The following is a 23,762-nucleotide window of genomic DNA, read 5'->3' as shown; positions in this document are numbered from 1 at the left end:
AAGAATTGAAAGAAGACGGAACACTTACGAAACTGAGTAAAATGGTTCGGACAGGATACAGCTCCGGAAGAGGACCGATTTGAAAAAACGATAAACTAAAAAGAAAAATAACGGGTAACTCAATGAAAAGAGGAACCCGTTAGTTTTTATTCAGATTTTTTTGATTTTATCAGACCAAGGAGCAGGACGGCCGGAAAAATAATGGCTGCGAAAATCCCGGTTTTCAGACTGCCGCCGGCGTAGGAAGATACCAGACCTGCAAGCGTCGGGCCACCGGAACATCCCAGATCTCCGGCAAGTGCAAGGAGGGCAAACATTGTTGTGCCGCCACGTGGAATAGAGACGGATGCAGTGCTGAAAAGTCCCGGCCACATAATTCCAACGGAGAATCCGCAAAGCGCACATCCAAAAAGGTTCAGCGCAGGAAATGGAAGGATGGAAATACATAAATAGGAAAGGATGCAAAGAATGCAGCTTCCTCTCATGAACAGATCCAGCCGGATCCTGTCTCCGTATTTCCCATAAAGCAGCCGGGAAGCCCCCATGCAGGCTGCAAAGGTAAGAGGACCGGCAAGATCGCCGAGTGTTTTGGAAATGTGCAGGCTTGTCTCGGCAAAAGTGGATGCCCATTGGCTGACTGCCTGTTCGCTGGCACCGGCACAGGTCATCATAAGCATTAACATCCAGAAGATTTTAGATGTGCACAATTCTCTGAGAGAAAGTCCTTGTTCACCTTCTTTGTGAAGGGAGTAGATTGGTGCACTTCTGAAGAGGAAAGTGTTAAATATTGGGATGACAGCCCACATAAGTGCGAGGATTTTCCAGTGCGATATTCCGAAAAACCAGAAAAATGCGGTTGATAACAGAACAACGCCCACATGCCCCCAACAGTAAAAGGAATGCAGGAGACTCATTGCTTTTTCTTTGTTATCAGTAGGGCAGGCTTCGATGATCGGGCTTACCAGTACTTCGAGAAGTCCACCGCCGATCGCATAAATGATAACTGCGATTACAAGTCCGGTATAAGGGGAGGAAAAAACTTCCGGAAGAACGGTGAGTAATATCAGTCCTGCCGCAGAAAGGATATGCGCAATTAAAATCGAAATGCGGTATCCGATCCTGTCGATGAAGAATGCGGATAGAAGATCGACAAACAGCTGAATGATAAAGTTGAGTGTGATCAAAAAGGTAATTCGTTCTAGTGAAATATGGTAATTATTTTGGAAAGTGACAAAAAGAAGGGGAACAAAATTATTTACGATAGCCTGAACGATGTAACCAATAAAACAAGCGTAGATGGTCTGCATACAATTTGTGTTTTTTTTCATTTCTTAAAAGCTCCTTTCAAAATAACACTATATCATATTGGAGGGTGGATGTCTTGACGAATATCGCAGAAACATAGTACAATATCTTCAAAACACAAAAGGTATAATGAGATTGAATGGGCATGGTTAGAAAAAATTCTCCGAATTTAGTTGACTTTTTGATACATCATGATATCATTACTTCGTATGGCTGAAGTGTTCGGGAGGGCGGAACAACTGGCTTTGTAAGAAGAACAAAAGAGAGAGGTTTTGGGAAAAGGAAAATGAATGTGAAATACGATTACGAGAGAATTGTACAGGGGATCCTGGACATTGGGGAAGCTATGATTAGATGTGGAGCGGAGAACTTTCGTCTACAGGACAGTCTGTACCGTATTTGCAGAAGTTATGGATTTGTAAAGTATGATATTTTTGTTATACCAAGCAATATCCAGATTACGGCAGAGACACCGGAAGGGCAGATTATTACACAGATCCGACTGGTAGAAATAGGGGAATGTGACTTTGACAAGCTGGATTATCTGAATAATCTGTGCCGTAAAATCTGTAAAGAAAAGCCGGATGCAAAAGAAATGAGAAGACAGTTTGAAGAGGTGATGGGAAGACCGGAACAGAAGTGGTACACCCATTATGCGGCCGGTATTTTAGGTGGTACCGGATTTGCGGTATTCTTTGGATGTGATATAAGGGATGCGATCATTGCGGTGATCGTATCAATTGTGATCGTTGCAGCAGGGAACTGGCTGGCCGAACGTGAGAAGAACCTGCTGGCATATAACCTGATCTTATCGTTTATTGCAGAGATGATCATTCTGTTATCTGTTAAATTTGGATTTGCGGATCATGAGGAGCGGATCATGATCGGAATTGTCATGCTCCTGATCAGTGGACTGAGTACGACGAACGGAATCCGTGATCTGCTTCAGAAAGACTTTATCTCCGGATCGATCAATATCATGAATTCCATGCTTGGTGCTTCCGGAATCGCATTTGGTACGGCGATACCGATGATTCTTTTTGGCGGTGTAGAGGCGGAAGGATTTATCCTTACCCCGAATCTGATCGTACAGCTGATTTCCTGTACCGCAGCCTGCGTGGGATTTGCACTGTGGTTTAAGATCCGGGGCATGCAGGTGGTTTACTGTGGAATCGGAGCATTTTTTACATGGCTGATTTATGCACTTGTTTATGAGGCGCGTCCAAGTAACTTCCTTGCAACTACAATTGCGGCGACATTCGTTGCATTCTATGCATTTATTATGTCGCGGATAAATAAAGCACCATCAACAATTTTCCTGACAGCGTCTGTATTCCCTCTGATTCCTGGACCGAATCTGTACTATGTAATGTACGCATGCGTAAGCGGGAATATGCATATGCTCCTGGAACAGACGATCACACTTTTTGCAACCTGCGTTGCAATTGCATTTGGATTTAACTTTGTAGATATTGCATCAAGAACTATCATGCGTGGTATGAAGGTAGAATATCACATTGGAAAAAGTGACAGATAAATAAAAAGTTTCAGCCGCGGATTTCATTCTGCGGCTGAAATTTTAGCCTGTGTGCCGGGAATATGCCTAGATGAGAGCAGATTCCGGATGCACCTGGACAGTCCAAAGGCTTTCGTAAAAAATTATTTAATTTCTTGACTTTATACTTTCGGTATGGTACACTAACCTAGCGAATGGAAGTATAGGTCTTTTTTTTATGCCTATTTTTAACAAAGAAAGTTTCAGGCGTGAAGCTTTCACGACAGCCTCGCAAGCTGTCATGCAACTAAAAATTAGAACATAAAAAGCGAGGTGGAAGTTGTGCGTACAAGAATTACACTGGAATGTACAGAATGCAAGCATCGTAACTACAACATGACAAAGGATAAGAAGTCTCATCCGGAACGCATGGAAACAAAGAAATACTGTAGATTCTGCAAATCACACACATTACACAAAGAGACGAAATAGTCGTTGAAGGGAAGTGAATGTTATGGGCGAATCTAAAGACAAAGCGAAGACAAAAGAGAAGAAAACTCCTTTCTTCAAAGGTCTGAAAGCTGAGTTTAATAAGATTATCTGGCCAGACAAAACCACACTTACCAAACAGACAGCTGCGGTCGTAGTTGTTTCCGTTATCTTAGGAGCGATTATCACGATCTGTGATATCCTGGTAAAATTCGGGGTAGATTTATTAGTTAGATAAGATACTGATAAATGGTAATGCAGGAAAGGTGAGTTTATGGCAGAAGCAAAATGGTATGTTGTGCATACCTATTCAGGGTATGAAAACAAGGTAAAAGCCAACATTGACAAAACGATCGAGAACCGTCATCTGGAAGATGAGATCCTTGAGGTCCGTGTTCCGATGCAGGAAGTTGTCGAATTGAAGAACGGCGTACAGAAAGCGTCTCAGAAAAAGATGTTTCCGGGATATGTTCTGATCCACATGATCATGAACGATGATACCTGGTATGTGGTACGAAACACAAGAGGTGTTACAGGATTTGTAGGTCCTGGATCCAAACCGGTTCCGCTTACAGATGAAGAGATGGCACCGCTTGGTATCCAGAAAGAAGACATCGTGGTAGATTTTGAAGAAGGAGATACTGTGACAGTAACAGGCGGAGCCTGGGAAGGAACAGTCGGCATGATTCAGACTATCAATATGGCTAAACAGAGCCTGACGATCAATGTTGATTTATTCGGTCGCGAAACGCCGGTAGAAATCAGTTTCGCAGAAGTCAAAAAAATGTAACTTTATGTGCAGTGCATAATGAACACGTGGGAGGGAAATCCCCGCAAATACCACAAGGAGGTACTTTAAAATGGCAAAAAAAGTTTCAGGTTATATCAAATTACAGATTCCAGCTGGAAAGGCTACTCCGGCTCCACCGGTTGGTCCTGCTCTTGGACAGCACGGTGTAAATATCGTTGAATTTACAAAACAGTTCAACGCAAAGACAGCTGATCAGGGAGATCTGATCATTCCTGTAGTAATTACAGTTTACAGTGACAGAAGTTTCAGCTTCGTTACAAAGACTCCTCCGGCAGCAGTTCTTATTAAGAAAGCCTGCAACCTTAAATCTGGTTCAGGTGTTCCGAACAAGACAAAAGTTGCTAAGATTACAAAAGCTCAGGTAAAGGAAATCGCAGAACTTAAGATGCCAGACCTGAACGCTGCATCCGTAGAAACAGCTATGAGCATGATCGAAGGAACATGCCGCAGCATGGGTGTAACTGTAGTAGAGGACTAATTCAGACTGCATAAGCAGAATGTAAGGAAACTGAAAAAATACGTGGGAGGGAATTCCCGTAATCACCACTAGGAGGTATTTAGAATGAAAAGAGGAAAGAAATACGTAGAAGCTGCAAAGTTAATCGACAGAGCAACTCTCTATGATAGAGATGAAGCGATCGCACTTGTTAAGAAGAGCGCGACAGCTAAATTTGATGAAACAATCGAAGCTCATATCAGAACAGGATGTGACGGACGTCATGCAGATCAGCAGATCCGTGGCGCTGTAGTTCTTCCGCATGGAACTGGTAAAAAGGTTCGTATCCTTGTATTTGCTAAGGACGCTAAAGCTGAAGAAGCTAAAGCTGCCGGAGCAGATTACGTAGGTGGAGATGAACTCATTCCGAAGATCCAGAATGAAAACTGGTTCGAATTCGATGTAGTTGTAGCTACACCGGATATGATGGGTGTTGTTGGACGTCTCGGACGTGTACTTGGACCAAAAGGTTTAATGCCAAACCCGAAGGCTGGTACAGTAACAATGGACGTTACAAAAGCTATCAACGAAATCAAAGCTGGTAAGATTGAGTACAGATTGGACAAGACAAATATCATCCATGTACCGGTAGGAAAAGCTTCTTTCACTGAAGAACAGCTTGCTGACAACTTCCAGACGCTTATCGATGCGATTAACAAAGCTAAACCGGCAGCAGTAAAGGGTCAGTATCTTAAGAGTGTGACACTTACTTCTACAATGGGACCTGGTGTAAAAATCAACCCAATGAAGCTTGCTTAATCAGTATTGAATAAATGTAAATAATAGAGACACCGTATGCGGAGTGATCCGTTACGGTGTCTTTTTGTGCAGCATGAAATCTAACAAACAGTATTCTGTATACATTGTGCATTTTTTGACGAACAATGCATGAAAACATTGAAAATCGGGGAAAATAATGATAACCTATGCCTGTGAAAAAAATATCAAGTAATTAAAAGGAGGCACTTTGTCATGGTTAATATTCAAAAGGCAGCAATTATCGGATGTGGGTTTGTAGGAGCGTCCTCTGCGTTCAGTTTACTTCAGAAAGGGATCTTTTCCGAACTGGTACTGATCGATGCGAATAAAGAAAAAGCAGAAGGGGAGGCAATGGACATAAGCCACGGTAGACCATATGCGCACCCGATGAAAATATATGCGGGATCTTATGATGATATCAGTGATTGTTCACTAATCATCATTACAGCTGGAGCAAATCAAAAACCGGGAGAGACAAGACTGGATCTGGTACACAAAAATGTAGCAATTTTCAAATCGATTATTCCGGAAATCACAAAACGCGGATTTGAAGGAATCCTGCTTGTTGTAGCAAATCCGGTGGATATTCTGACTTATGCGGCACTTAAGATTTCCGGATATCCGAAGGAAAGAGTATTCGGAAGCGGAACCGTTCTGGATACTGCAAGATTCCGCTATCTGTTAAGTGAACATCTTCAGGTTGCGAGCCGGAGCGTACATGCCAATATCATCGGAGAGCATGGAGACAGTGAGCTTGCTGTATGGAGCGGGGCAAATGTAGCGGGAATTCCAATCAATGATTTCTGCGAACTTCGCGGACATTATCAGCATCAGGAATCTATGGAAAGAATTTATAAGACTGTACGGGACAGTGCTTATGATATTATCCAGAAAAAGGGTGCAACCTATTATGGTGTGGCAATGGCGGTTGCGAGAATTGCAGAAAGCATTGTTATGAATGAAAATGCGGTTCTTCCTGTCACGAGTCTGATGGAGGGAGAATACGGACTGGAAGGACTCTGTATCAGTGTTCCGACCATAGTTTCGCAGAAAGGTGCAGAAAAAGTTCTTGAGATTCCACTGAGCGATGAAGAAAAAGAAAAATTGCTTTCATCTGCAAAAGAATTGAAGGAAGTTCTGGATGGTTTGGACTTATAATAGAAGAAACTGGATGAAATTGAAAAAATGAAAAAATACACTTGACTTTCTGGTAAACGTATGCTATATTTACGAAGTAACTGCCGAAGACAGTAGGTGCCGTAAGGCATAAGGGTCAAAACGCCTACCGAGGAAGACAAGATTCATTAGATTTGAATTTGTAAACCTCTGTGCTTTGGCGCGGAGGTTTTTTAGCGCATGATTGCGTGATATGAAAGTCCCCGCTGGGACCGAGACTTTCTGGCAGTTGAAAATACTACAAGGAGGTGCACCATTCGTGGCAAAAGTTGAATTAAAACAACCTATCGTACAGGCAATCGTTGAAGATCTCACAGATGCTCAGTCAGCAGTTATCGTTAACTACTGTGGACTTACAGTAGCTCAGGATACTGAACTTCGTAAACAGCTGAGAGAAGCAGGTGTTATCTACAAAGTTTGCAAGAACACAATGATGAAGAGAGCTTTTGAAGGAACAGATTTCGCACAGCTTGACGAATATCTGGAAGGACCGAACGCTATTGCAATTTCTAAAGAAGATGCAACAGCACCGGCAAGAATCATCTGCGATTTCGCTAAGAAAGCAGAAGCTCTTGAAGTAAAAGCAGGTGTAGTTGAAGGCTCAGTATATGATGCAGCTGGTATTCAGGAACTTTCTAAGATTCCGTCAAGAGAAGTACTGCTGTCCAAATTACTTGGAAGCTTACAGTCACCTATTACAAACCTTGCTCGTGTTCTTAATCAGATCGCAGAACAGGGTGATGCTCCGGCAGAAGCTGAAGCAGAAGCACCGGCAGCAGAGTAAGCTGTACCGGAATCCCATCCGAGTGTGGGAACAGTAAGAGGCGAAAGAGCCAATCATTAAAATCAAATGGAGGAAAATAAAATGGCAAAATTAACAACAGCAGAATTTATTGAAGCTATCAAAGAATTATCTGTACTTGAATTAAATGACTTAGTTAAAGCATGTGAAGAAGAATTTGGTGTATCCGCAGCAGCAGGTGTTGTAGTAGCAGCAGCTGCAGAAGGTGGAGCAGCAGCAGAAGAAAAAGATGAGTTCGACGTAGAACTTGTTTCTGCTGGAGCATCTAAAGTTAAAGTTATCAAAGTTGTTCGTGAAATCACAGGACTTGGACTTAAAGAAGCTAAAGAATTAGTTGACGGAGCACCGAAGGTAGTTAAAGAAGGCGTTTCTAAAGCTGAAGCTGAAGAAATCAAAACAAAACTTGAAGCTGAAGGAGCAGAAGTTAACCTTAAGTAATTTTGGTTATCGCACTGTGAATGACAAGAGCGTATCGCGCAGGATTTCCTGCAGTGATACGCTCTTTTGATTTTTTGTACTTTTCTGCGGTATGCATACAATGATGATGAGGATTGCGAGAGTGCAAAGCACGTAGCAATCTGGTATCAAAGAGACCGAAAGTAAATTTTGTCACTTACATTATATAATACAATAAAAATACAATTCTTTGAAAAGTTAGACTTGACAATCGGGAAAAACCTGTGGTAAAGTAAAAGATGCGCTATTGTGGAAACGTATGCCATAAGTGCGCCCTGAATAAGGCGGAAATAACCCGAAAATTTATCATATAAGGAGTGAAACGTCAAATGGAGAAAAACAGAATTCGTCCCATCACAAACGGAAAAAGTATGCGCATGAGCTATTCCCGGCAAAAAGAAGTACTCCAAATGCCTAATTTGATCGAAGTTCAGACCGACTCTTACAAATGGTTCCTGGATGAAGGATTAAAAGAAGTATTTGATGATATTTCTCCGATTACCGATTACAGCGGACATCTGAGCCTGGAATTTGTCGACTTTACATTGTGCACAGATGAAACCAAGTACACAATCGAGGAATGTAAAGAACGCGATGCTACTTATGCTGCACCGCTTAAAGTGAAGGTAAGACTTCACAACAAAGAGACAGATGAGATCAATGAACATGAGATCTTTATGGGTGATTTACCGATTATGACAAGAACCGGTACCTTTGTAATCAATGGTGCGGAACGTGTTATTGTCAGCCAGCTGGTGCGTTCACCTGGTATTTATTATGGAATTGCGCATGATAAACTTGGTAAAGAATTATACTCTTGCACCGTTATCCCGAACAGGGGTGCATGGCTTGAATATGAGACGGACTCCAATGACGTTTTCTATGTCCGTGTGGACAGAACCCGTAAGGTGCCGATCACAGTCCTGATCCGTGCACTTGGTATTGGAACGAATGCTGAGATTATCGATCTTTTTGGTGAAGAGCCAAAGATTCTTGCAAGTTTCACAAAGGATACTTCAGAGAACTATCAGGAAGGTCTTCTCGAATTATATAAGAAGATCCGTCCGGGTGAACCGCTTGCTGTAGACAGTGCAGAAAGTCTGATCACCAGCATGTTCTTTGACCCGAGACGTTATGACCTTGCAAAGGTTGGACGTTATAAATTTAATAAGAAGCTTATGCTCAAGAACCGTATCACAGGACATACGCTGGCTGAAGACGTAGTAAGCCCGATGACAGGTGAAGTAATTGCAGAAGCAGGAGCTGTCGTTGACAGAGAACTTGCAGATGCCATCCAGAATGCAGCTGTTCCATATGTGTGGATCGCAAGAGAAGAAAGTGACCGTAATATCAAAGTACTTTCTAATATGATGGTAGATCTCAAAGCTGTATGTGGAATCGATCCGGAAGAAGTTGGCGTAACTGAACTGGTATACTATCCGGTACTTGCTGAACTCCTGGAAGAGACAGCCGGAGATATCGATGAGCTGAAAGAAGCAATTCATAAGAATATTCATGAACTGATTCCGAAGCATATTACAAAAGAAGACATTATGGCGTCTATCAATTACAATATGCATCTTGAATATGGAATCGGTAAAGATGATGATATTGACCACTTGGGTAACAGACGTATCCGTGCGGTTGGAGAACTTCTCCAGAATCAGTACAGAATCGGTCTTTCAAGACTGGAAAGAGTTGTTCGTGAAAGAATGACAACACAGGATCTGGAGGGCATTTCTCCGCAGTCACTGATCAATATCAAGCCTGTAACTGCTGCTGTTAAAGAGTTCTTCGGATCATCACAGCTGTCACAGTTCATGGATCAGAATAACCCGCTTGGTGAGCTGACTCACAAGAGACGTCTTTCTGCACTTGGTCCTGGTGGACTTTCCCGTGACCGTGCCGGATTCGAGGTTCGTGACGTTCACTACTCACATTACGGAAGAATGTGTCCGATCGAGACACCTGAAGGACCGAACATCGGTCTGATCAACTCTCTCGCATGTTATGCAAGAATCAATGAGTACGGATTTATAGAAGCACCGTACCGTAAGATTGACAAAACAGATCCGCAGAATCCGGTTGTAACCGAAGAGGTAGTATATATGACTGCGGATGAAGAAGATAATTATCATGTAGCACAGGCGAATGAGCCTCTGGATGAGGAAGGACATTTCATTCATAAGAATGTATCTGGTCGTTACCGTGATGAGACTCAGGAATACGAGAAAAGAATGTTTGATTACATGGACGTATCTCCGAAGATGGTATTCTCTGTTGCTACAGCACTGATTCCGTTCCTGCAGAACGATGATGCGAACCGTGCGCTGATGGGGTCCAACATGCAGCGTCAGGCCGTACCGCTTCTTACTACAGAAGCTCCGGTAGTCGGAACAGGTATGGAAGTAAAATCTGCTGTCGACTCAGGTGTATGTGTCGTTGCAGAAGAAGGAGGTATTGTTGAGAGATCAACATCTACCGAAATCACAATTAAACAGGATGACAAGACAAAAAAGACTTATAAGCTGACCAAATTCCTGCGAAGCAACCAGAGCAACTGCTACAACCAGAGACCGATCGTTGTCAAAGGTGAAAGAGTGGAAAAGGGACAGGTGATCGCAGACGGACCTTCTACATCCAATGGTGAGATGGCTCTTGGTAAGAACCCGTTGATCGGATTCATGACCTGGGAAGGTTACAACTACGAGGATGCTGTACTTCTTAGTGAACGTCTTGTACAGAATGATGTTTACACATCTGTTCATATCGAAGAATATGAAGCAGAAGCCCGTGATACAAAGCTCGGACCAGAAGAAATTACACGTGATATTCCAGGCGTAGGTGATGATGCACTGAAAGATCTGGATGAGAGAGGTATTATCCGTATCGGTGCTGAGGTTCGTGCAGGAGATATTCTTGTCGGCAAAGTTACTCCGAAGGGAGAGACAGAACTGACAGCAGAGGAAAGACTTCTTCGTGCAATCTTTGGAGAAAAAGCTCGTGAAGTAAGAGATACTTCTCTGAAAGTACCTCATGGTGAATACGGTATCGTTGTAGATGCAAAAGTATTTACAAGAGAAAATGGAGATGAACTTTCACCGGGAGTTAACCAGGCAGTCCGTATCTACATCGCACAGAAGAGAAAGATCTCTGTAGGTGATAAGATGGCCGGACGTCATGGTAACAAGGGTGTTGTTTCCCGTGTACTTCCAGTAGAAGATATGCCGTTCCTTCCGAACGGACGTCCGCTTGACATCGTGCTGAACCCACTGGGTGTACCATCACGTATGAACATCGGACAGGTACTGGAGATCCACCTTTCTCTGGCTGCCAAAGCACTTGGATTCAACATCGCAACACCAGTATTTGATGGTGCAAACGAGGTTGATATTATGGATACCCTGGATCTGGCGAACGATTATGTTAACCTGTCCTGGGAAGAATTTGAAGCAAGACATAAAGAAGAACTTCTTCCGGAAGTTATGGATTATCTGTATGAGAACAGAGACCACAGAGCACTGTGGAAAGGCGTTCCGCTTTCAAGAGACGGTAAAGTAAGACTGAGAGACGGTCGTACCGGAGAATATTTCGACAGCCCGGTAACAATCGGACACATGCATTATCTGAAACTGCATCACCTGGTTGATGATAAGATCCATGCACGTTCAACCGGTCCTTACTCACTGGTAACACAGCAGCCACTTGGTGGTAAAGCACAGTTCGGTGGACAGCGTTTCGGAGAGATGGAGGTTTGGGCACTGGAAGCTTACGGTGCATCTTATACTCTGCAGGAAATCCTGACAGTTAAATCCGATGATGTGGTTGGCCGTGTGAAGACATACGAAGCAATCATCAAAGGTGAAAATATTCCTGAACCGGGAATTCCGGAATCCTTCAAGGTACTTCTTAAAGAACTTCAGTCACTCGGTCTGGATGTACGTGTCCTGGATGAGAACAATGAAGAAGTTCAGATCATGGAAAGTGTAGATTACGGTGATACAAACCTGAATCACATTATTGAAGGAGACAGACGCTACAATAACGACGAAGATTACGGCAAACACGGATACAGCAAGCAGGAATTCTCAGAAGGAGAACTGGTTGATGTAGAAGATGAGCCGGAGGAAGATGACAGCTTCGACGATTTTGATGGCGATATGAACGATGATTTTGATGACGACATGGATTTAGAATAGGAGGATGCCGAGAATGACAGAAACAAAAAAAGAACCAACGTATCAACCGATTTCATTTGATGCGATTAAAATAGGTCTGGCATCTCCGGAAAAGATTCTGGAATGGTCAAGAGGTGAAGTTACAAAGCCGGAGACAATCAACTACAGAACACTGAAGCCGGAAAGAGACGGTCTGTTCTGTGAGAAAATCTTCGGACCTAGCAAAGACTGGGAATGCCACTGTGGTAAATACAAAAAGATCCGTTATAAAGGTGTTGTATGCGACCGCTGTGGTGTAGAAGTAACAAAAGCAACTGTGCGACGTGAACGTATGGGTCACATCGCACTTGCAGCACCGGTTTCTCATATCTGGTATTTCAAAGGTATTCCGAGCCGTATGGGACTGATCCTGGATCTTTCACCGAGAACTCTGGAAAAAGTACTGTATTTCGCTTCTTATATCGTACTTGATAAGGGAGAGACAGATCTCTCTTACAAGCAGGTTCTTTCAGAAGCTGAATACCAGGAAGCAAGAGAAAACTGGGGCAATGGCTTCCGCGTAGGAATGGGAGCAGAAGCGATCAAAGAACTTCTTGAAGCGATCGATCTTGAAAAAGATTATGCTGAACTGCAGGCAGGACTTGAGGGTGCTACCGGACAGAAGAGAGCAAGAATCGTTAAGAGACTTGAAGTAGTAGAAGCTTTTCGTGAATCAGGAAACAAACCGGAATGGATGATCATGACTGCAATCCCGGTAATTCCGCCGGATCTGCGTCCGATGGTACAGCTGGATGGTGGACGTTTTGCAACATCAGACCTGAATGATCTGTACAGAAGAATTATCAACAGAAATAACCGTCTGAGAAGACTCCTTGAACTGGGAGCTCCGGACATTATTGTTAGAAACGAAAAGAGAATGCTGCAGGAAGCTGTAGATGCTCTGATCGACAATGGACGTCGTGGACGTCCGGTAACAGGTCCTGGAAACAGAGCACTGAAATCCCTTTCTGATATGTTGAAAGGTAAATCAGGACGTTTCCGTCAGAACCTGCTCGGAAAACGTGTTGACTACTCAGGACGTTCCGTTATCGTTGTAGGACCGGAACTGAAGATCTATCAGTGTGGTCTTCCGAAAGAAATGGCAATCGAGCTGTTCAAGCCGTTTGTTATGAAAGAACTTGTTGAGAGCGGAGCTGCTCACAATATTAAGAATGCTAAGAAAATGGTAGAGCGTCTTCAGCCGGAAGTATGGGATGTGCTTGAAGATGTAATCAAAGAGCATCCGGTTATGCTGAACCGTGCTCCTACACTTCACCGTCTTGGTATCCAGGCATTTGAACCGATTCTGGTAGAAGGTAAAGCAATTAAGCTTCATCCACTGGTATGTACCGCATTCAATGCCGATTTCGATGGTGACCAGATGGCGGTTCATCTTCCGCTTTCTGTAGAAGCTCAGGCTGAGTGCCGTTTCCTTCTGCTTTCACCAAACAACCTTCTGAAACCGTCTGATGGTGGTCCGGTAGCTGTTCCTTCACAGGATATGGTTCTTGGTATCTACTATCTGACGCAGGAAAGACCGGGAGCCAAGGGAGAAGGAAAAGTATTCAAGAGTGTGAATGAAGCGATCCTTGCTTATGAAAACGGAGTTGTAACTCTTCACTCAAGAATCAAAGTACGTGTGACAAAGACGATGCCGGATGGAACAAAGAAGACCGGTACAGTAGAGTCTACACTTGGACGTTTCATTTTCAACGAAATCATTCCGCAGGATCTTGGTTTTGTTGATCGTGAAAAAGAAGGAAATGAACTGGTTCTTGAAGTGGATTTCCATGTAGGAAAGAAACAGCTGAAACAGATTCTTGAAAAAGTTATTAACACACATGGTGCGTCAGCTACAGCTGAAGTACTTGACCATGTAAAATCAATGGGATACAAGCTCTCTACAAGAGCAGCTATGACTGTATCTATTTCAGATATGACTGTACCGCCACAGAAACCGGAACTGATCGCAAGAGCACAGTCAACGGTTGATAAGATCACACGTAACTTCAAACGTGGTCTTATTACAGAAGAAGAGCGTTACAAAGAGGTTGTAGAAACCTGGAAAGAAACAGATGATGAGCTTACAGAAGCCCTTCTTACAGGACTTGATAAATACAACAATATCTTCATGATGGCAGATTCCGGAGCCCGTGGATCTGACAAACAGATCAAACAGCTTGCAGGTATGCGTGGACTTATGGCGGATACAACCGGTCATACGATCGAACTGCCAATCAAGTCAAACTTCCGTGAAGGTCTGGACGTACTGGAATACTTCATGTCTGCGCATGGAGCTCGAAAAGGTATGTCAGATACTGCCCTTCGTACAGCCGATTCAGGATACCTGACAAGACGTCTTGTTGACGTATCACAGGATCTGATCATCCGTGAGGTTGACTGTGTAAGCAAAGATGCCGAAATTCCGGGAATGTATCTGCATGCATTTATGGATGGAAATGAAGAAATCGAAAGTCTTCAGGAACGTATTACAGGAAGATATTCATGCTATACAATCTGTGACAAAGATGGCAATGTTCTTGTAAAGGCAAACCACATGATCACACCAAAACGTGCAGAAAAGATTATGAAATACGGTGTGGATGAAAATGGAAATTCACCGCTTAAGAAAGTGAAAGTCCGTACAATCCTGACCTGTAAATCACACATTGGTATCTGTGCGAAATGTTATGGTGCCAATATGGCAACAGGTGAACCGGTACAGGTTGGTGAAGCTGTCGGTATTATCGCAGCTCAGTCAATCGGTGAACCTGGTACACAGCTGACCATGCGTACTTTCCATAGTGGTGGTGTAGCCGGTGGAGATATCACACAGGGTCTTCCTCGTGTCGAAGAACTTTTTGAAGCAAGAAAGCCGAAAGGTCTTGCTATCATCACAGAAATCGCAGGTGTTGCAAACCTGAACGATACAAAGAAGAAGCGTGAAATCATCGTTACCAATCAGCAGACAGGTGAGACAAAGACTTATCTGATTCCTTATGGATCACGTATTAAAGTACAGGATGGAGCTGTTCTGGAAGCCGGTGACGAGCTTACAGAAGGTAGCGTGAACCCACATGACCTTCTTAAGATCAAAGGTCTTCGTGCTGCACAGGACTACATGCTTCAGGAAGTACAGAGAGTATACCGTTTGCAGGGTGTAGAAATCAATGATAAGCATATCGAAGTTATCGTTCGTCAGATGCTGAAGAAGATCCGCATCGAAGAAAGAGGGGATACTGAATTCCTTCCGGGAACAATGGTGGATGTCCTTGAGTTCAACGATGTAAATGAACAGATGGTAACAGAAGGTAAAGAACCTGCAACAGGAGAACAGATCATGCTTGGTATTACCAAGGCATCCCTGGCAACAGATTCCTTCCTGTCAGCTGCATCCTTCCAGGAGACAACCAAGGTTCTGACTGAGGCTGCTATCAAAGGTAAGGTTGACCACCTGATCGGTCTGAAAGAGAACGTCATTATCGGTAAACTGATTCCGGCAGGAACAGGTATGAGAAAATACCGTGACGTTAAACTTGATACAGGTCTTGGTATGGATATGGACGACGAAATCAGTTTTGATGATTTTGATATGGATGATGATACTGAGTCTGAAGTATCGGCAGAGACAGCAGAAACTGTTGAAACCGAAGAAAATGCTGACGAAACAGTTACAGTTGAAGAATAGGCTTTATATGCTAAGAGAAGCAGATACGTTGAATGGCGTGTCTGCTTTTCTTGCTTTAAAGACATGAAAAACAAAAATATTTGAAAAATAATTCCGATTCTTTAACACTTTACAAAAATAAAGGGTTGCAAAATATGAAAAAATACAGTAGCATATAAATAATCAATCGAAAATCAGGGGGTGTGATATGCTGGATTTAGCTCATATTGGTGAACGGATCAGAGAATGCAGAAAAAAGAAAATGATGACAATCCGGGTTTTGGGAGAATATACAGGACTTTCAGCGGGCTATCTGAGTATGCTGGAACAGAATAAGACATCTCCGAATGTGGACAGTCTTGCGCGAATTTGTGAAGCACTGGATATTGATATACAGTATGCACTGGAAGGGGAAATGCCGGGAAAGACGGTTATACACAGAGAAGAAATGAGTAAGCATCTTTATCCGGAAGAAAATATGACGGTTGAGGTTGCAGACTTTGGTCAGGGAGAATCGATTTTTGAATATATTACGATTGAACCGGGAGAATCTGCGAAAAAAGAAGAATATCGTCATGTCTTTTCGGAAATGTGTATGGTGATAAAAGGAACTCTGAATGTAGAGGTGGAAGGAAAAATTTGCAGTTTACATCCGGGAGACAGTGTATATATAAAGAGCAGAGAGCGTCATAGTATTTCCAATCCCGGAAAAGAACCTTGTGTCAGTATATGGGTATATCACCGGGATGTACCAAGACGGTTTGAAAGGAATGAAAATAAAATTGTGAAATAAATAGCATTCCTCTTGACAATCTTAGAGTATGGTTCTATAATAAGGAAAATTACACATATGAATAAATATTCATCTAAGTGAATTTACAAAATTGAACTGTTAAAACGGGGTTTCTTCGAAATTCACGCAACTCTGAAGACAGTGTTATTTACGAAAGTGTATAAAGATTGATTTTATACATACAATACGGACAATCTAATAATTAAACATAGACGTCATAGCGTGAAACTATGACCTTTGAAAGAAGACAAGGACGTCATGATGCAAATCATGGCGTTCTTTTGTTTACACTACTAGACTGCGGTCTAGTAAAGTATTACATTGTCGCAGAGGGACGGACATATCTGGTAAATATACCGTCTCAGAAGAACAAAAGTACATGAGAGGAGAACAAAAATGGACAGATTAACTCAATTGCGAGAGTACATGGAAAAAGAAAGACTGGATGCGTTTTATATTGCAAAGCCGGCGAATGTACGTTGTATCAGCGGATTTACGGGGGAAGACTCATTCCTTTTTATCACAAAGGCGAATCAGTATTTTATCACTGATGCAAGATACACAGAGCAGGCATCTTATGAATGTCCGGATTACGAACTTGTAAACTGGCGAATCAATTTTGGCTACAGCATGGGGAAAGCTGTTGCATATTGCGCAGCCAAAGATGGAGTTAAAACAATCGGATTTGAACAGGATCATCTGACATTTGAAAAATGGAACTCTATGCAGGCTGAACTCAGTGCTGAGATGGTTCCGACGCTGAACGTAATCGAAGGCTTCCGCGCGATCAAGACGCCGGAAGAGATCAAGAACCTTACCGTTGCCTGCGATATCGCATCCAGAGCATTTGAAAAAATTATAAAAGACATCCGTCCGGGTGTGACAGAAAAAGAAATCGCATCCAGACTTGCACATTACATGGTAATGGAAGGTGCAGATACCAAACCGTACGGTGGAATCGTTATTTCAGGAGCAAAGAGCTCTCTGCTTCACGGGATTCCGGACAGTAAGCCAATCGAATACGGTGATTTCGTATTGATGGATTATGGATGCCAGTACAAAGGTTATCTTTCAGATATGACAAGAACAGTAGTTGTCGGCAAGGCAGACGCCAAACAGAGAGAAGTTTATGATCTCTGCCGTCGTATGACAGAAGATACAGAAGCATCTGTAAGAGCCGGTGTGACAGGAACTTCCTGCTATGAAGCTTCGCTTGAAGCAATCAAAGATACAGAATACCTTCCGTATAATTATACAGGAATCGGTCATGGAGTTGGGCTGTTCGTCCATGAACTTCCGAATATCGGACTGAACTGTGAGAATATCTTACAGGAGAACAGCATAATGACAGTAGAACCAGGACTTTATATTCCGGGTTGGGGTGGTGTCAGACTTGAGGATCAGGGCATCATCACAAAAGACGGATATGAAAACCTGATCAGTGCTACACATGAGCTAATAGAATTATAAATGAAAAAGGAGGACAACATTTATGAAAAAGAAATTATTAGCAGCTTTACTTGCTACAGCAATGACAGTAACAATGTTTGCTGGCTGTGGTACACCGGGATCCAAAGATTCCAAGAAAGATGACAGCAGTGCTTCATCAGGAAAGAAGAGAATTACTTACACACTTCGTGAAGACCTTCCTTCTATGGATCCACAGAACAGTAACTCTATCTCATGTGCAACAGCAGAAATCTGCACCTATGCGATGCTGACACGTAACGTGGAAGGCGAAGTCAAACCAGATGCAGCTGAAAGCTGGGATATTTCAGATGATGGACTTACTTATACATTCCACCTTCGTGATGGACTGAAATGGTCTGACGGAGAAGATGTAAAAGCAGGCGATTATGTTTATGGTATCCAGAGACTTATGGATCCAGAAATGGCAAGCGATTACGCATTCATCGGATATATCCTCAAAAACGGTGCAGAAGTAAATAAAGGTTCTGTACCTGTCGATGAACTTGGCGTATCTGCACCAGATGACAAGACAGTTGTTATCGAACTTGCACATCCGGCTACATACTTCCTTAGTATGGCTGCTATGGCAACATTCGGTCCTACAAGAAAAGATTATGTAGAAAAATACGGAAAAGAATATGCAGCTGATCCGGAAAAATCTGTTTATAACGGACCGTTCAAGATGACAGAGTGGAAACACGGCGATGAAATGATCCTTTCTAAGAATGAAAATTACTGGGATGCAGACAGCATCAAGCTTGATGAAATCTGCGTAAAGACAGTTGCAGATGCTAAGACAGCGGTTGCTATGTGGGAACAGGGCGAAGTTGATATCACAATTGTACCTACTGAAATGACAGATCAGTATACAGAAAATACTGAATTCTACTATACAGGTGCAGATGATTACATCATGCTCAACATGTCAGAAGACAGACCGCTTGCTAACAAGAACCTGAGATTTGCTTTGAACTATGCAATCAACAGAACAGAATACAACAAGCTGGTTAACAATGACGTATATGACGTTGCACAGAGACTTGTACTTCCAAACGTGCAGGCGGCAGATGACCAGACATACGGAGAAGCTTATCCATATACACCATTCCCGGCAGAAAATGATAATGATAAAGCAAAAGAATATCTGGATGCAGCAATGAAAGAAATGGGCGTTTCTAATCCGGCAGACATCAAGATTACTCTTCTTACAACTGATACAGATGGTGCTAAGAAGCAGGCTGAAGTTCTTCAGGAACAGTATCAGAAGAACCTTGGTATTACAGTAGAAATCAACCAGGTAACTTACAAACAGAGACTGGAGCTGGAAACTAAGAAAGATTACGATATGGTAGTAACAGGATGGGTTCCGGACTACTCTGACGCATACTCTTATCTGGAACTGTGGATCAGCGATAGTCAGTATAACCACTCTGGATATGCGAACGCTGAATACGACAAGCTTCTTAAAGATTCTCAGACAGAGACAGATGCTAAGACAAGACAGGATATGCTGTTCCAGGCAGAACAGATCTTCCTTGGAGAAGATTCCGCTCTTGTACCGCTTCAGTTACGTAGAGACCAGTATCTGATCAATCCGAAGATTTCTAACTTCAATGTATACTTTGTCGGATATGACTTCGATCTGGTATATGCAGACATCAGCGAATAATACAGTTGGATGGTAACATACCTTGCGGTCGGCGCGGACTTACTGGTCCGCACCGGCTGCTTATTTGAGGGTTTTGATTATTTCGAGGGGTAGATTTGGTATGTATCAGCCAATAGGAAGTATGTGAAATAATCAAAGCTATCAAATAAAGAAAAATGAAGGGAGACAAAAGAATGGCAAAATATATAGCTAAACGAGTTGCATTAGCCATCGTAACACTTTTGGTACTTACAAGTGTTGTATTCGTCCTGGTTCGTCTGATGCCGGGAGATCCGTTCTCAAGTGACAAGATGACACCGGAGATCAAAGCGAATCTGGAAGCTTACTATGGTTTGGATAAACCGCTTGCAGAGCAGTATATAACTTATATGAAGAATGTGCTTCATGGTGATCTGGGGTACTCTATGAAGTATGAAAGTCAGACAGTTAACCGTATTATTGCTGACTCATTCCCATACTCAGCAGACCTGGGAATCCGTTCACTGTGCTTTGCACTGTTCTTCGGACTGATCCTTGGAATTGTAGCAGCACTGAATCGAGGAAAGAAACTGGACTTCGTCTGTATTTTGATTGCGATCATTGGTACATCGATTCCTGACTTCATCATGGGATCTGTACTTCAGTATTTCTTCGGAATCAAATGGCAGATTCTTCCGGTTGCGCAGTACACAAGCTTTAAGCACACAATTTTACCGTCAATCGCGGTTGGATTCTATACACTGGCATCCATTTCCCGTCTGATGCGTTCCAGTATGCTGGAAGTTGTATCTTCAGATTATACAAAGACAGCACGTGCGAAAGGTTTATCGGATTTCCGAATTACAGTTAAACATCAGATCCGTAATGCGATCACACCGATCATTACCATTATGGGACCGACAGTTGCATCTGTATTAACAGGAACATTCGTAATCGAGGCCCTTTTCGCAATCCCTGGAATGGGAAAACATTATGTAGACAGTATTAACATGGCAGATTATACACTGGTTCTTGGTATGACGATCTTCTACGGAGCATTCCTGATCGTGTCAATCCTGATTGTAGATATCTTATACGGTATTGTAGATCCGAGAATCCGTCTGAGTGGTAAAAAAAGGTAGGTGACGAGAAATGGCAGAAATTACAAAAGAACAGTTTAAAGTTGTAGGAAAAAATACAAAGACAATGGAGTCTATTTCCCGTCCGAATATTGGTTACTGGCAGGATGCATGGAGACGAATCCGCAAGAATAAGATTGCATTCTTCTCATTGTGCCTGATTGGACTTTATGTACTTATGGCGATCTTTGTTCCAATGTTCAGCAAATATGACATTGCAACACAGAGTGTGGCAGAGATGAACCAGAGCTTTTCAAAAGCACATTGGTTTGGAACAGACTCTCTTGGACGTGATCTCTGGGTTCGTGCATGGTCTGGTGCGAGAGTATCTCTGACAATTGGTTTTGCAGCCAGCATCATCAATGCAATCGTTGGATCTATCATGGGTGGTATCTCAGGATTCTACGGTGGCAAGATCGATATGGTTATCCAGCGTGTCGTTGACGTATTATACGGAATCCCAAGTCTGATCGTTACCATTCTTCTTATGGTAGTTGTTGGTAACGGTGTACACTGTTTGATTCTTGCTATGTGTTGCGTCGGATGGATCGGTGGATGTCGTTTCGTTCGTGGTGAAGTATTAAAACTGAGAGAATCTGATTTCGTATCTGCAGCCAAGATCCTTGGTGTGCCGGATATCGTAATCATTGTAAAACATATTTTACCGAATATCATGGGACTTATCATTACAAACCTGACAATGGCTATTCCGGGAGCTATTTTCCAGGAGGCATTCCTGAGCTATATCGGTCTGGGTATTAAACCACCGAACTGCAGCTGGGGTGTACTTGCAAAAGACGGAATCGCACAGCTGAGAATTCATCCGTACCAGGTATTTGTACCGGCATTCCTGATTTGTACAACAATGCTTGCGCTGAATCTTCTTGGTGATGGGCTTCGTGATGCATTTGACCCGAAACTTAGAGGAACCGAGTAGGAAGGAGTATAGAAGATGGAAAATTTATTGGAAGTAAAAAATCTGCAATTCTCTTTCCGTACATACGGTGGAGTTGTAAAAGCTGTTCGTGATGTCAGCTTTGAAGTACGTCCGGGAGAAATTCTTGGTATAGTTGGAGAATCCGGATGTGGAAAGAGTGTTACCTCTCAGTGCCTGATGAGACTGAATCCGGAACCGCCTGGATTCTTTGAAGGCGGAGAGATTCTTTATAAAGGAAAAGATGTTCTGAAAATGAACAAAAAAGAACTTCGTCAGTTCCGTGGAAAAGAGATCAGTTATATTTTTCAGGATCCTATGACCTCATTGAACCCGACAATGCGTATCGGAAAACAGATTGAAGAAGTATTCGTCGGAAGAAAAGGTATGAGTGCAGCTGAGAAAAAAGCAAAAGCACTTGAAATCCTTAAAATGGTAGGTATCTCTGATGGAGAACGCCGTTACAAACAGTATCCACATGAACTTTCAGGTGGTATGAAACAGCGTGTTATGATCGCGATCGCTCTGGTAGGAAGCCCGAGCATCGTTATTGCCGATGAGCCGACTACTTCTTTGGATGTTACAATTGAAGCGCAGATTCTTGATGTACTGAAAAATCTTCAGAAAACACTTGGGACATCTATTATCCTGATCACACATGACCTTGGTGTTATCGCAAAGCTTTGCGACCGTGTACTGGTTATGTATGGAGGAAAGATCGTAGAACGTGGATCTGTAGATGAGATTTTCTATGATACAGCACATCCTTACACAAAAGGACTTATGCATTCAATTGCCAAACTGGATACAGCAAAAGGCCACAAATTGCAGCCAATCGAAGGAACACCTCCGGATCTGTTTGCACCTCCGAAAGGATGTCCGTTCGCAGCAAGATGTGAATACTGCATGGAAATCTGTAAAGATATGCCGCCACAGACTTATGAGCTTTCAAAAGAACATGAAACCTGTTGCTGGCTGCAGCATGAATATGCACCGGATACAGACATGAGAAGAAAAGTAACTGAGAAAGGAGAGGTGTAAAATGGAAAATACAGAAAAAAAACAGCCTCTCGTACAGGTGAAAAACTTATGTAAATATTTTGAAATCAGCCGTAAAGAAACCTTAAAAGCGGTTGATGATCTTACATTTGATATTTATAAAGGTGAGACAGTCAGCCTGGTAGGTGAGTCCGGCTGTGGTAAATCTACAACAGGACGTACCATGATCAAGTTATACAATCCGACTTCGGGAAATGTATATTATGATGGAAAAGATATTTTCAAATACAATCATGCAGAGCAGAAAGAATTCTGTAAGAAGGTACAGATGATTTTCCAGAACCCGTATTCATCACTGAACCCACGTATGACTGTTAAGGATATCGTTGGAGAAGGTCTGAAACAGCATGGAATGTCAACAAAGGATGCAGATGCAAAAGTAGAGCAGCTGCTTGCTACAGTTGGTCTTAATAAAGATCATATGTCACGTTTCCCACACGAATTCTCAGGTGGACAGAGACAGCGTATCGGTATCGCACGTGCTCTTTCTGTTGATCCGGAATTCATCATCTGTGATGAGCCGATTTCAGCTCTTGATGTGTCTATCCAGGCACAGGTTATCAATATGCTGAAAGAACTGCAGGAAGAAAGAGGACTGACTTACCTGTTTATCGCGCATGACCTTAGTGTCGTAAAATATATTTCTGACCGTGTAGTTGTTATGTACCTCGGAACAATGGTCGAGACTGCTGAGACAGATGAACTTTATGCTCATCCGATGCATCCATATACACAGGCACTGCTTTCTGCAATCCCGGAAGCAGATCCGAATAAAGCAAAAGCGAACCAGCGTATTCCGATCAAGGGTGAGATCCCAAGCCCGATCAATCCGAAGAACTGCTGTCGTTTCGCTGAGAGATGTCAGCATGCGACAGAACGCTGCTTTAAGGAAATGCCGCAGATGAAAGAGATCGCTCCTGGACATAAGGTGGCATGCCATCTTGTAGAAGATAAATAAAAAGTAGTAATATAATAAAGAAGGCGAAGGACTTAAGAAGAGTTCTTCGTTTTCTTTTTGTTTTATGAGAAATTCCGATGGAACTTTCTGTGAAAAAAAAACTATATGC

General features: G+C 42.7%; 19 protein-coding genes and 1 other annotated feature. Of the genes, 18 read left to right on the top strand and 1 reads right to left on the bottom strand.

All coding sequences use genetic code 11. From position 1 onward, the window contains the following. Positions 1 to 146: 146 nt before the first annotated feature. Complete coding sequence (locus PG418_RS06715; protein ID WP_055296488.1) at positions 147 to 1,328, bottom strand: MFS transporter; 1,182 nt, start codon at positions 1,326 to 1,328, stop codon at positions 147 to 149. 263 nt (positions 1,329 to 1,591) lie between these two features. Between PG418_RS06715 and PG418_RS06710 the strand changes: the two genes are divergently transcribed. The 18 genes from PG418_RS06710 (at position 1,592) to PG418_RS06625 (ending at position 23,653) form a co-directional block, all read left to right on the top strand. After that, positions 1,592 to 2,842, top strand: coding sequence for a threonine/serine exporter family protein (locus PG418_RS06710; protein ID WP_055296484.1), 1,251 nt, complete (start codon positions 1,592 to 1,594; stop codon positions 2,840 to 2,842). A 300-nt stretch (positions 2,843 to 3,142) separates the two neighbouring features. Beyond that, positions 3,143 to 3,292, top strand: a complete 150-nt coding sequence (rpmG, locus tag PG418_RS06705) for a 50S ribosomal protein L33 (RefSeq protein ID WP_081445272.1) — start codon at positions 3,143 to 3,145, stop codon at positions 3,290 to 3,292. Between the two features lie 22 nt (positions 3,293 to 3,314). Next, positions 3,315 to 3,527 carry a preprotein translocase subunit SecE gene (secE, locus tag PG418_RS06700; protein WP_008373480.1) on the top strand — a complete coding sequence of 71 codons (213 nt, stop codon included), beginning with the start codon at positions 3,315 to 3,317 and terminating at the stop codon, positions 3,525 to 3,527. Positions 3,528 to 3,563: 36 nt separating this feature from the next. Beyond that, the gene (gene nusG / locus PG418_RS06695; RefSeq protein WP_008373482.1) at positions 3,564 to 4,079 is read left to right on the top strand and encodes a transcription termination/antitermination protein NusG; all 516 of its coding nucleotides are present in this window, start codon (positions 3,564 to 3,566) and stop codon (positions 4,077 to 4,079) included. A 70-nt stretch (positions 4,080 to 4,149) separates the two neighbouring features. Then, complete coding sequence (gene rplK / locus PG418_RS06690; RefSeq protein WP_008373484.1) at positions 4,150 to 4,578, top strand: 50S ribosomal protein L11; 429 nt, start codon at positions 4,150 to 4,152, stop codon at positions 4,576 to 4,578. Positions 4,579 to 4,662: 84 nt separating this feature from the next. Next, entirely contained in the window at positions 4,663 to 5,355 is a 693-nt protein-coding gene (gene rplA / locus PG418_RS06685) for a 50S ribosomal protein L1 (RefSeq protein ID WP_008373486.1), read from the top strand. A 213-nt stretch (positions 5,356 to 5,568) separates the two neighbouring features. Beyond that, positions 5,569 to 6,513: an L-lactate dehydrogenase gene (locus tag PG418_RS06680; RefSeq protein ID WP_008373488.1), complete on the top strand. Its 945-nt coding sequence runs from the start codon at positions 5,569 to 5,571 to the stop codon at positions 6,511 to 6,513. Between the two features lie 65 nt (positions 6,514 to 6,578). Beyond that, positions 6,579 to 6,715: a sequence feature (ribosomal protein L10 leader region), on the top strand. 75 nt (positions 6,716 to 6,790) lie between these two features. Next, positions 6,791 to 7,315, top strand: coding sequence for a 50S ribosomal protein L10 (gene rplJ / locus PG418_RS06675; protein ID WP_055247518.1), 525 nt, complete (start codon positions 6,791 to 6,793; stop codon positions 7,313 to 7,315). An 81-nt stretch (positions 7,316 to 7,396) separates the two neighbouring features. Then, a complete protein-coding gene (gene rplL, locus PG418_RS06670; protein WP_022220337.1) occupies positions 7,397 to 7,771 on the top strand; it encodes a 50S ribosomal protein L7/L12 in 375 nt (124 codons plus the stop codon). Between the two features lie 347 nt (positions 7,772 to 8,118). Beyond that, entirely contained in the window at positions 8,119 to 11,988 is a 3,870-nt protein-coding gene (gene rpoB / locus PG418_RS06665; RefSeq protein WP_022220336.1) for a DNA-directed RNA polymerase subunit beta, read from the top strand. Between the two features lie 13 nt (positions 11,989 to 12,001). Continuing rightward, positions 12,002 to 15,694 carry a DNA-directed RNA polymerase subunit beta' gene (gene rpoC / locus PG418_RS06660; protein WP_044999120.1) on the top strand — a complete coding sequence of 1,231 codons (3,693 nt, stop codon included), beginning with the start codon at positions 12,002 to 12,004 and terminating at the stop codon, positions 15,692 to 15,694. A 187-nt stretch (positions 15,695 to 15,881) separates the two neighbouring features. Then, complete coding sequence (locus tag PG418_RS06655; RefSeq protein ID WP_008373502.1) at positions 15,882 to 16,466, top strand: helix-turn-helix domain-containing protein; 585 nt, start codon at positions 15,882 to 15,884, stop codon at positions 16,464 to 16,466. Between the two features lie 396 nt (positions 16,467 to 16,862). After that, positions 16,863 to 17,936, top strand: a complete 1,074-nt coding sequence (locus tag PG418_RS06650) for a M24 family metallopeptidase (RefSeq protein WP_498837247.1) — start codon at positions 16,863 to 16,865, stop codon at positions 17,934 to 17,936. A gap of 22 nt (positions 17,937 to 17,958) precedes the next feature. Next, a complete protein-coding gene (locus PG418_RS06645) occupies positions 17,959 to 19,605 on the top strand; it encodes a peptide ABC transporter substrate-binding protein (RefSeq protein WP_498837246.1) in 1,647 nt (548 codons plus the stop codon). Positions 19,606 to 19,778: 173 nt separating this feature from the next. Continuing rightward, entirely contained in the window at positions 19,779 to 20,705 is a 927-nt protein-coding gene (locus tag PG418_RS06640) for an ABC transporter permease (protein WP_022219960.1), read from the top strand. 10 nt (positions 20,706 to 20,715) lie between these two features. Further along, positions 20,716 to 21,639 (top strand): ABC transporter permease, encoded by a 924-nt coding sequence (locus tag PG418_RS06635; RefSeq protein WP_008373509.1) that lies wholly within the window; start codon positions 20,716 to 20,718, stop codon positions 21,637 to 21,639. Between the two features lie 15 nt (positions 21,640 to 21,654). Then, positions 21,655 to 22,677 carry an ABC transporter ATP-binding protein gene (locus PG418_RS06630; RefSeq protein ID WP_055155422.1) on the top strand — a complete coding sequence of 341 codons (1,023 nt, stop codon included), beginning with the start codon at positions 21,655 to 21,657 and terminating at the stop codon, positions 22,675 to 22,677. Between the two features lies 1 nt (position 22,678). Continuing rightward, the gene (locus PG418_RS06625; RefSeq protein ID WP_008373513.1) at positions 22,679 to 23,653 is read left to right on the top strand and encodes an ABC transporter ATP-binding protein; all 975 of its coding nucleotides are present in this window, start codon (positions 22,679 to 22,681) and stop codon (positions 23,651 to 23,653) included. Positions 23,654 to 23,762: the final 109 nt, after the last annotated feature.

Origin of the sequence: Bariatricus sp. TF06-38A (genome assembly GCF_027690675.1) — a bacterium.
Taxonomy (GTDB): domain Bacteria; phylum Bacillota; class Clostridia; order Lachnospirales; family Lachnospiraceae; genus Allocoprococcus; species Allocoprococcus comes.
The sequence above is the reverse complement of the archived record's forward strand: the minus strand, read 5'-3'. Positions and strand labels throughout refer to the sequence as shown.

Excerpts from the sequence above, each read along its gene's own strand:
- PG418_RS06650 (WP_498837247.1), top strand. The coding sequence starts at position 16,863 with ATGGACAGATTAACTCAATTGCGAGAGTACATGGAAAAAGAAAGACTG.
- rpoC (WP_044999120.1), top strand. The coding sequence starts at position 12,002 with ATGACAGAAACAAAAAAAGAACCAACGTATCAACCGATTTCATTTGAT.
- rplK (WP_008373484.1), top strand. The coding sequence starts at position 4,150 with ATGGCAAAAAAAGTTTCAGGTTATATCAAATTACAGATTCCAGCTGGA.
- secE (WP_008373480.1), top strand. The coding sequence starts at position 3,315 with ATGGGCGAATCTAAAGACAAAGCGAAGACAAAAGAGAAGAAAACTCCT.
- rplA (WP_008373486.1), top strand. The coding sequence starts at position 4,663 with ATGAAAAGAGGAAAGAAATACGTAGAAGCTGCAAAGTTAATCGACAGA.
- PG418_RS06635 (WP_008373509.1), top strand. The coding sequence starts at position 20,716 with ATGGCAGAAATTACAAAAGAACAGTTTAAAGTTGTAGGAAAAAATACA.
- PG418_RS06680 (WP_008373488.1), top strand. The coding sequence starts at position 5,569 with ATGGTTAATATTCAAAAGGCAGCAATTATCGGATGTGGGTTTGTAGGA.
- rplL (WP_022220337.1), top strand. The coding sequence starts at position 7,397 with ATGGCAAAATTAACAACAGCAGAATTTATTGAAGCTATCAAAGAATTA.
- PG418_RS06655 (WP_008373502.1), top strand. The coding sequence starts at position 15,882 with ATGCTGGATTTAGCTCATATTGGTGAACGGATCAGAGAATGCAGAAAA.
- PG418_RS06645 (WP_498837246.1), top strand. The coding sequence starts at position 17,959 with ATGAAAAAGAAATTATTAGCAGCTTTACTTGCTACAGCAATGACAGTA.
- nusG (WP_008373482.1), top strand. The coding sequence starts at position 3,564 with ATGGCAGAAGCAAAATGGTATGTTGTGCATACCTATTCAGGGTATGAA.
- PG418_RS06625 (WP_008373513.1), top strand. The coding sequence starts at position 22,679 with ATGGAAAATACAGAAAAAAAACAGCCTCTCGTACAGGTGAAAAACTTA.
- PG418_RS06715 (WP_055296488.1), bottom strand. The coding sequence starts at position 1,328 with ATGAAAAAAAACACAAATTGTATGCAGACCATCTACGCTTGTTTTATT.
- rpoB (WP_022220336.1), top strand. The coding sequence starts at position 8,119 with ATGGAGAAAAACAGAATTCGTCCCATCACAAACGGAAAAAGTATGCGC.
- PG418_RS06640 (WP_022219960.1), top strand. The coding sequence starts at position 19,779 with ATGGCAAAATATATAGCTAAACGAGTTGCATTAGCCATCGTAACACTT.
- PG418_RS06630 (WP_055155422.1), top strand. The coding sequence starts at position 21,655 with ATGGAAAATTTATTGGAAGTAAAAAATCTGCAATTCTCTTTCCGTACA.
- PG418_RS06710 (WP_055296484.1), top strand. The coding sequence starts at position 1,592 with ATGAATGTGAAATACGATTACGAGAGAATTGTACAGGGGATCCTGGAC.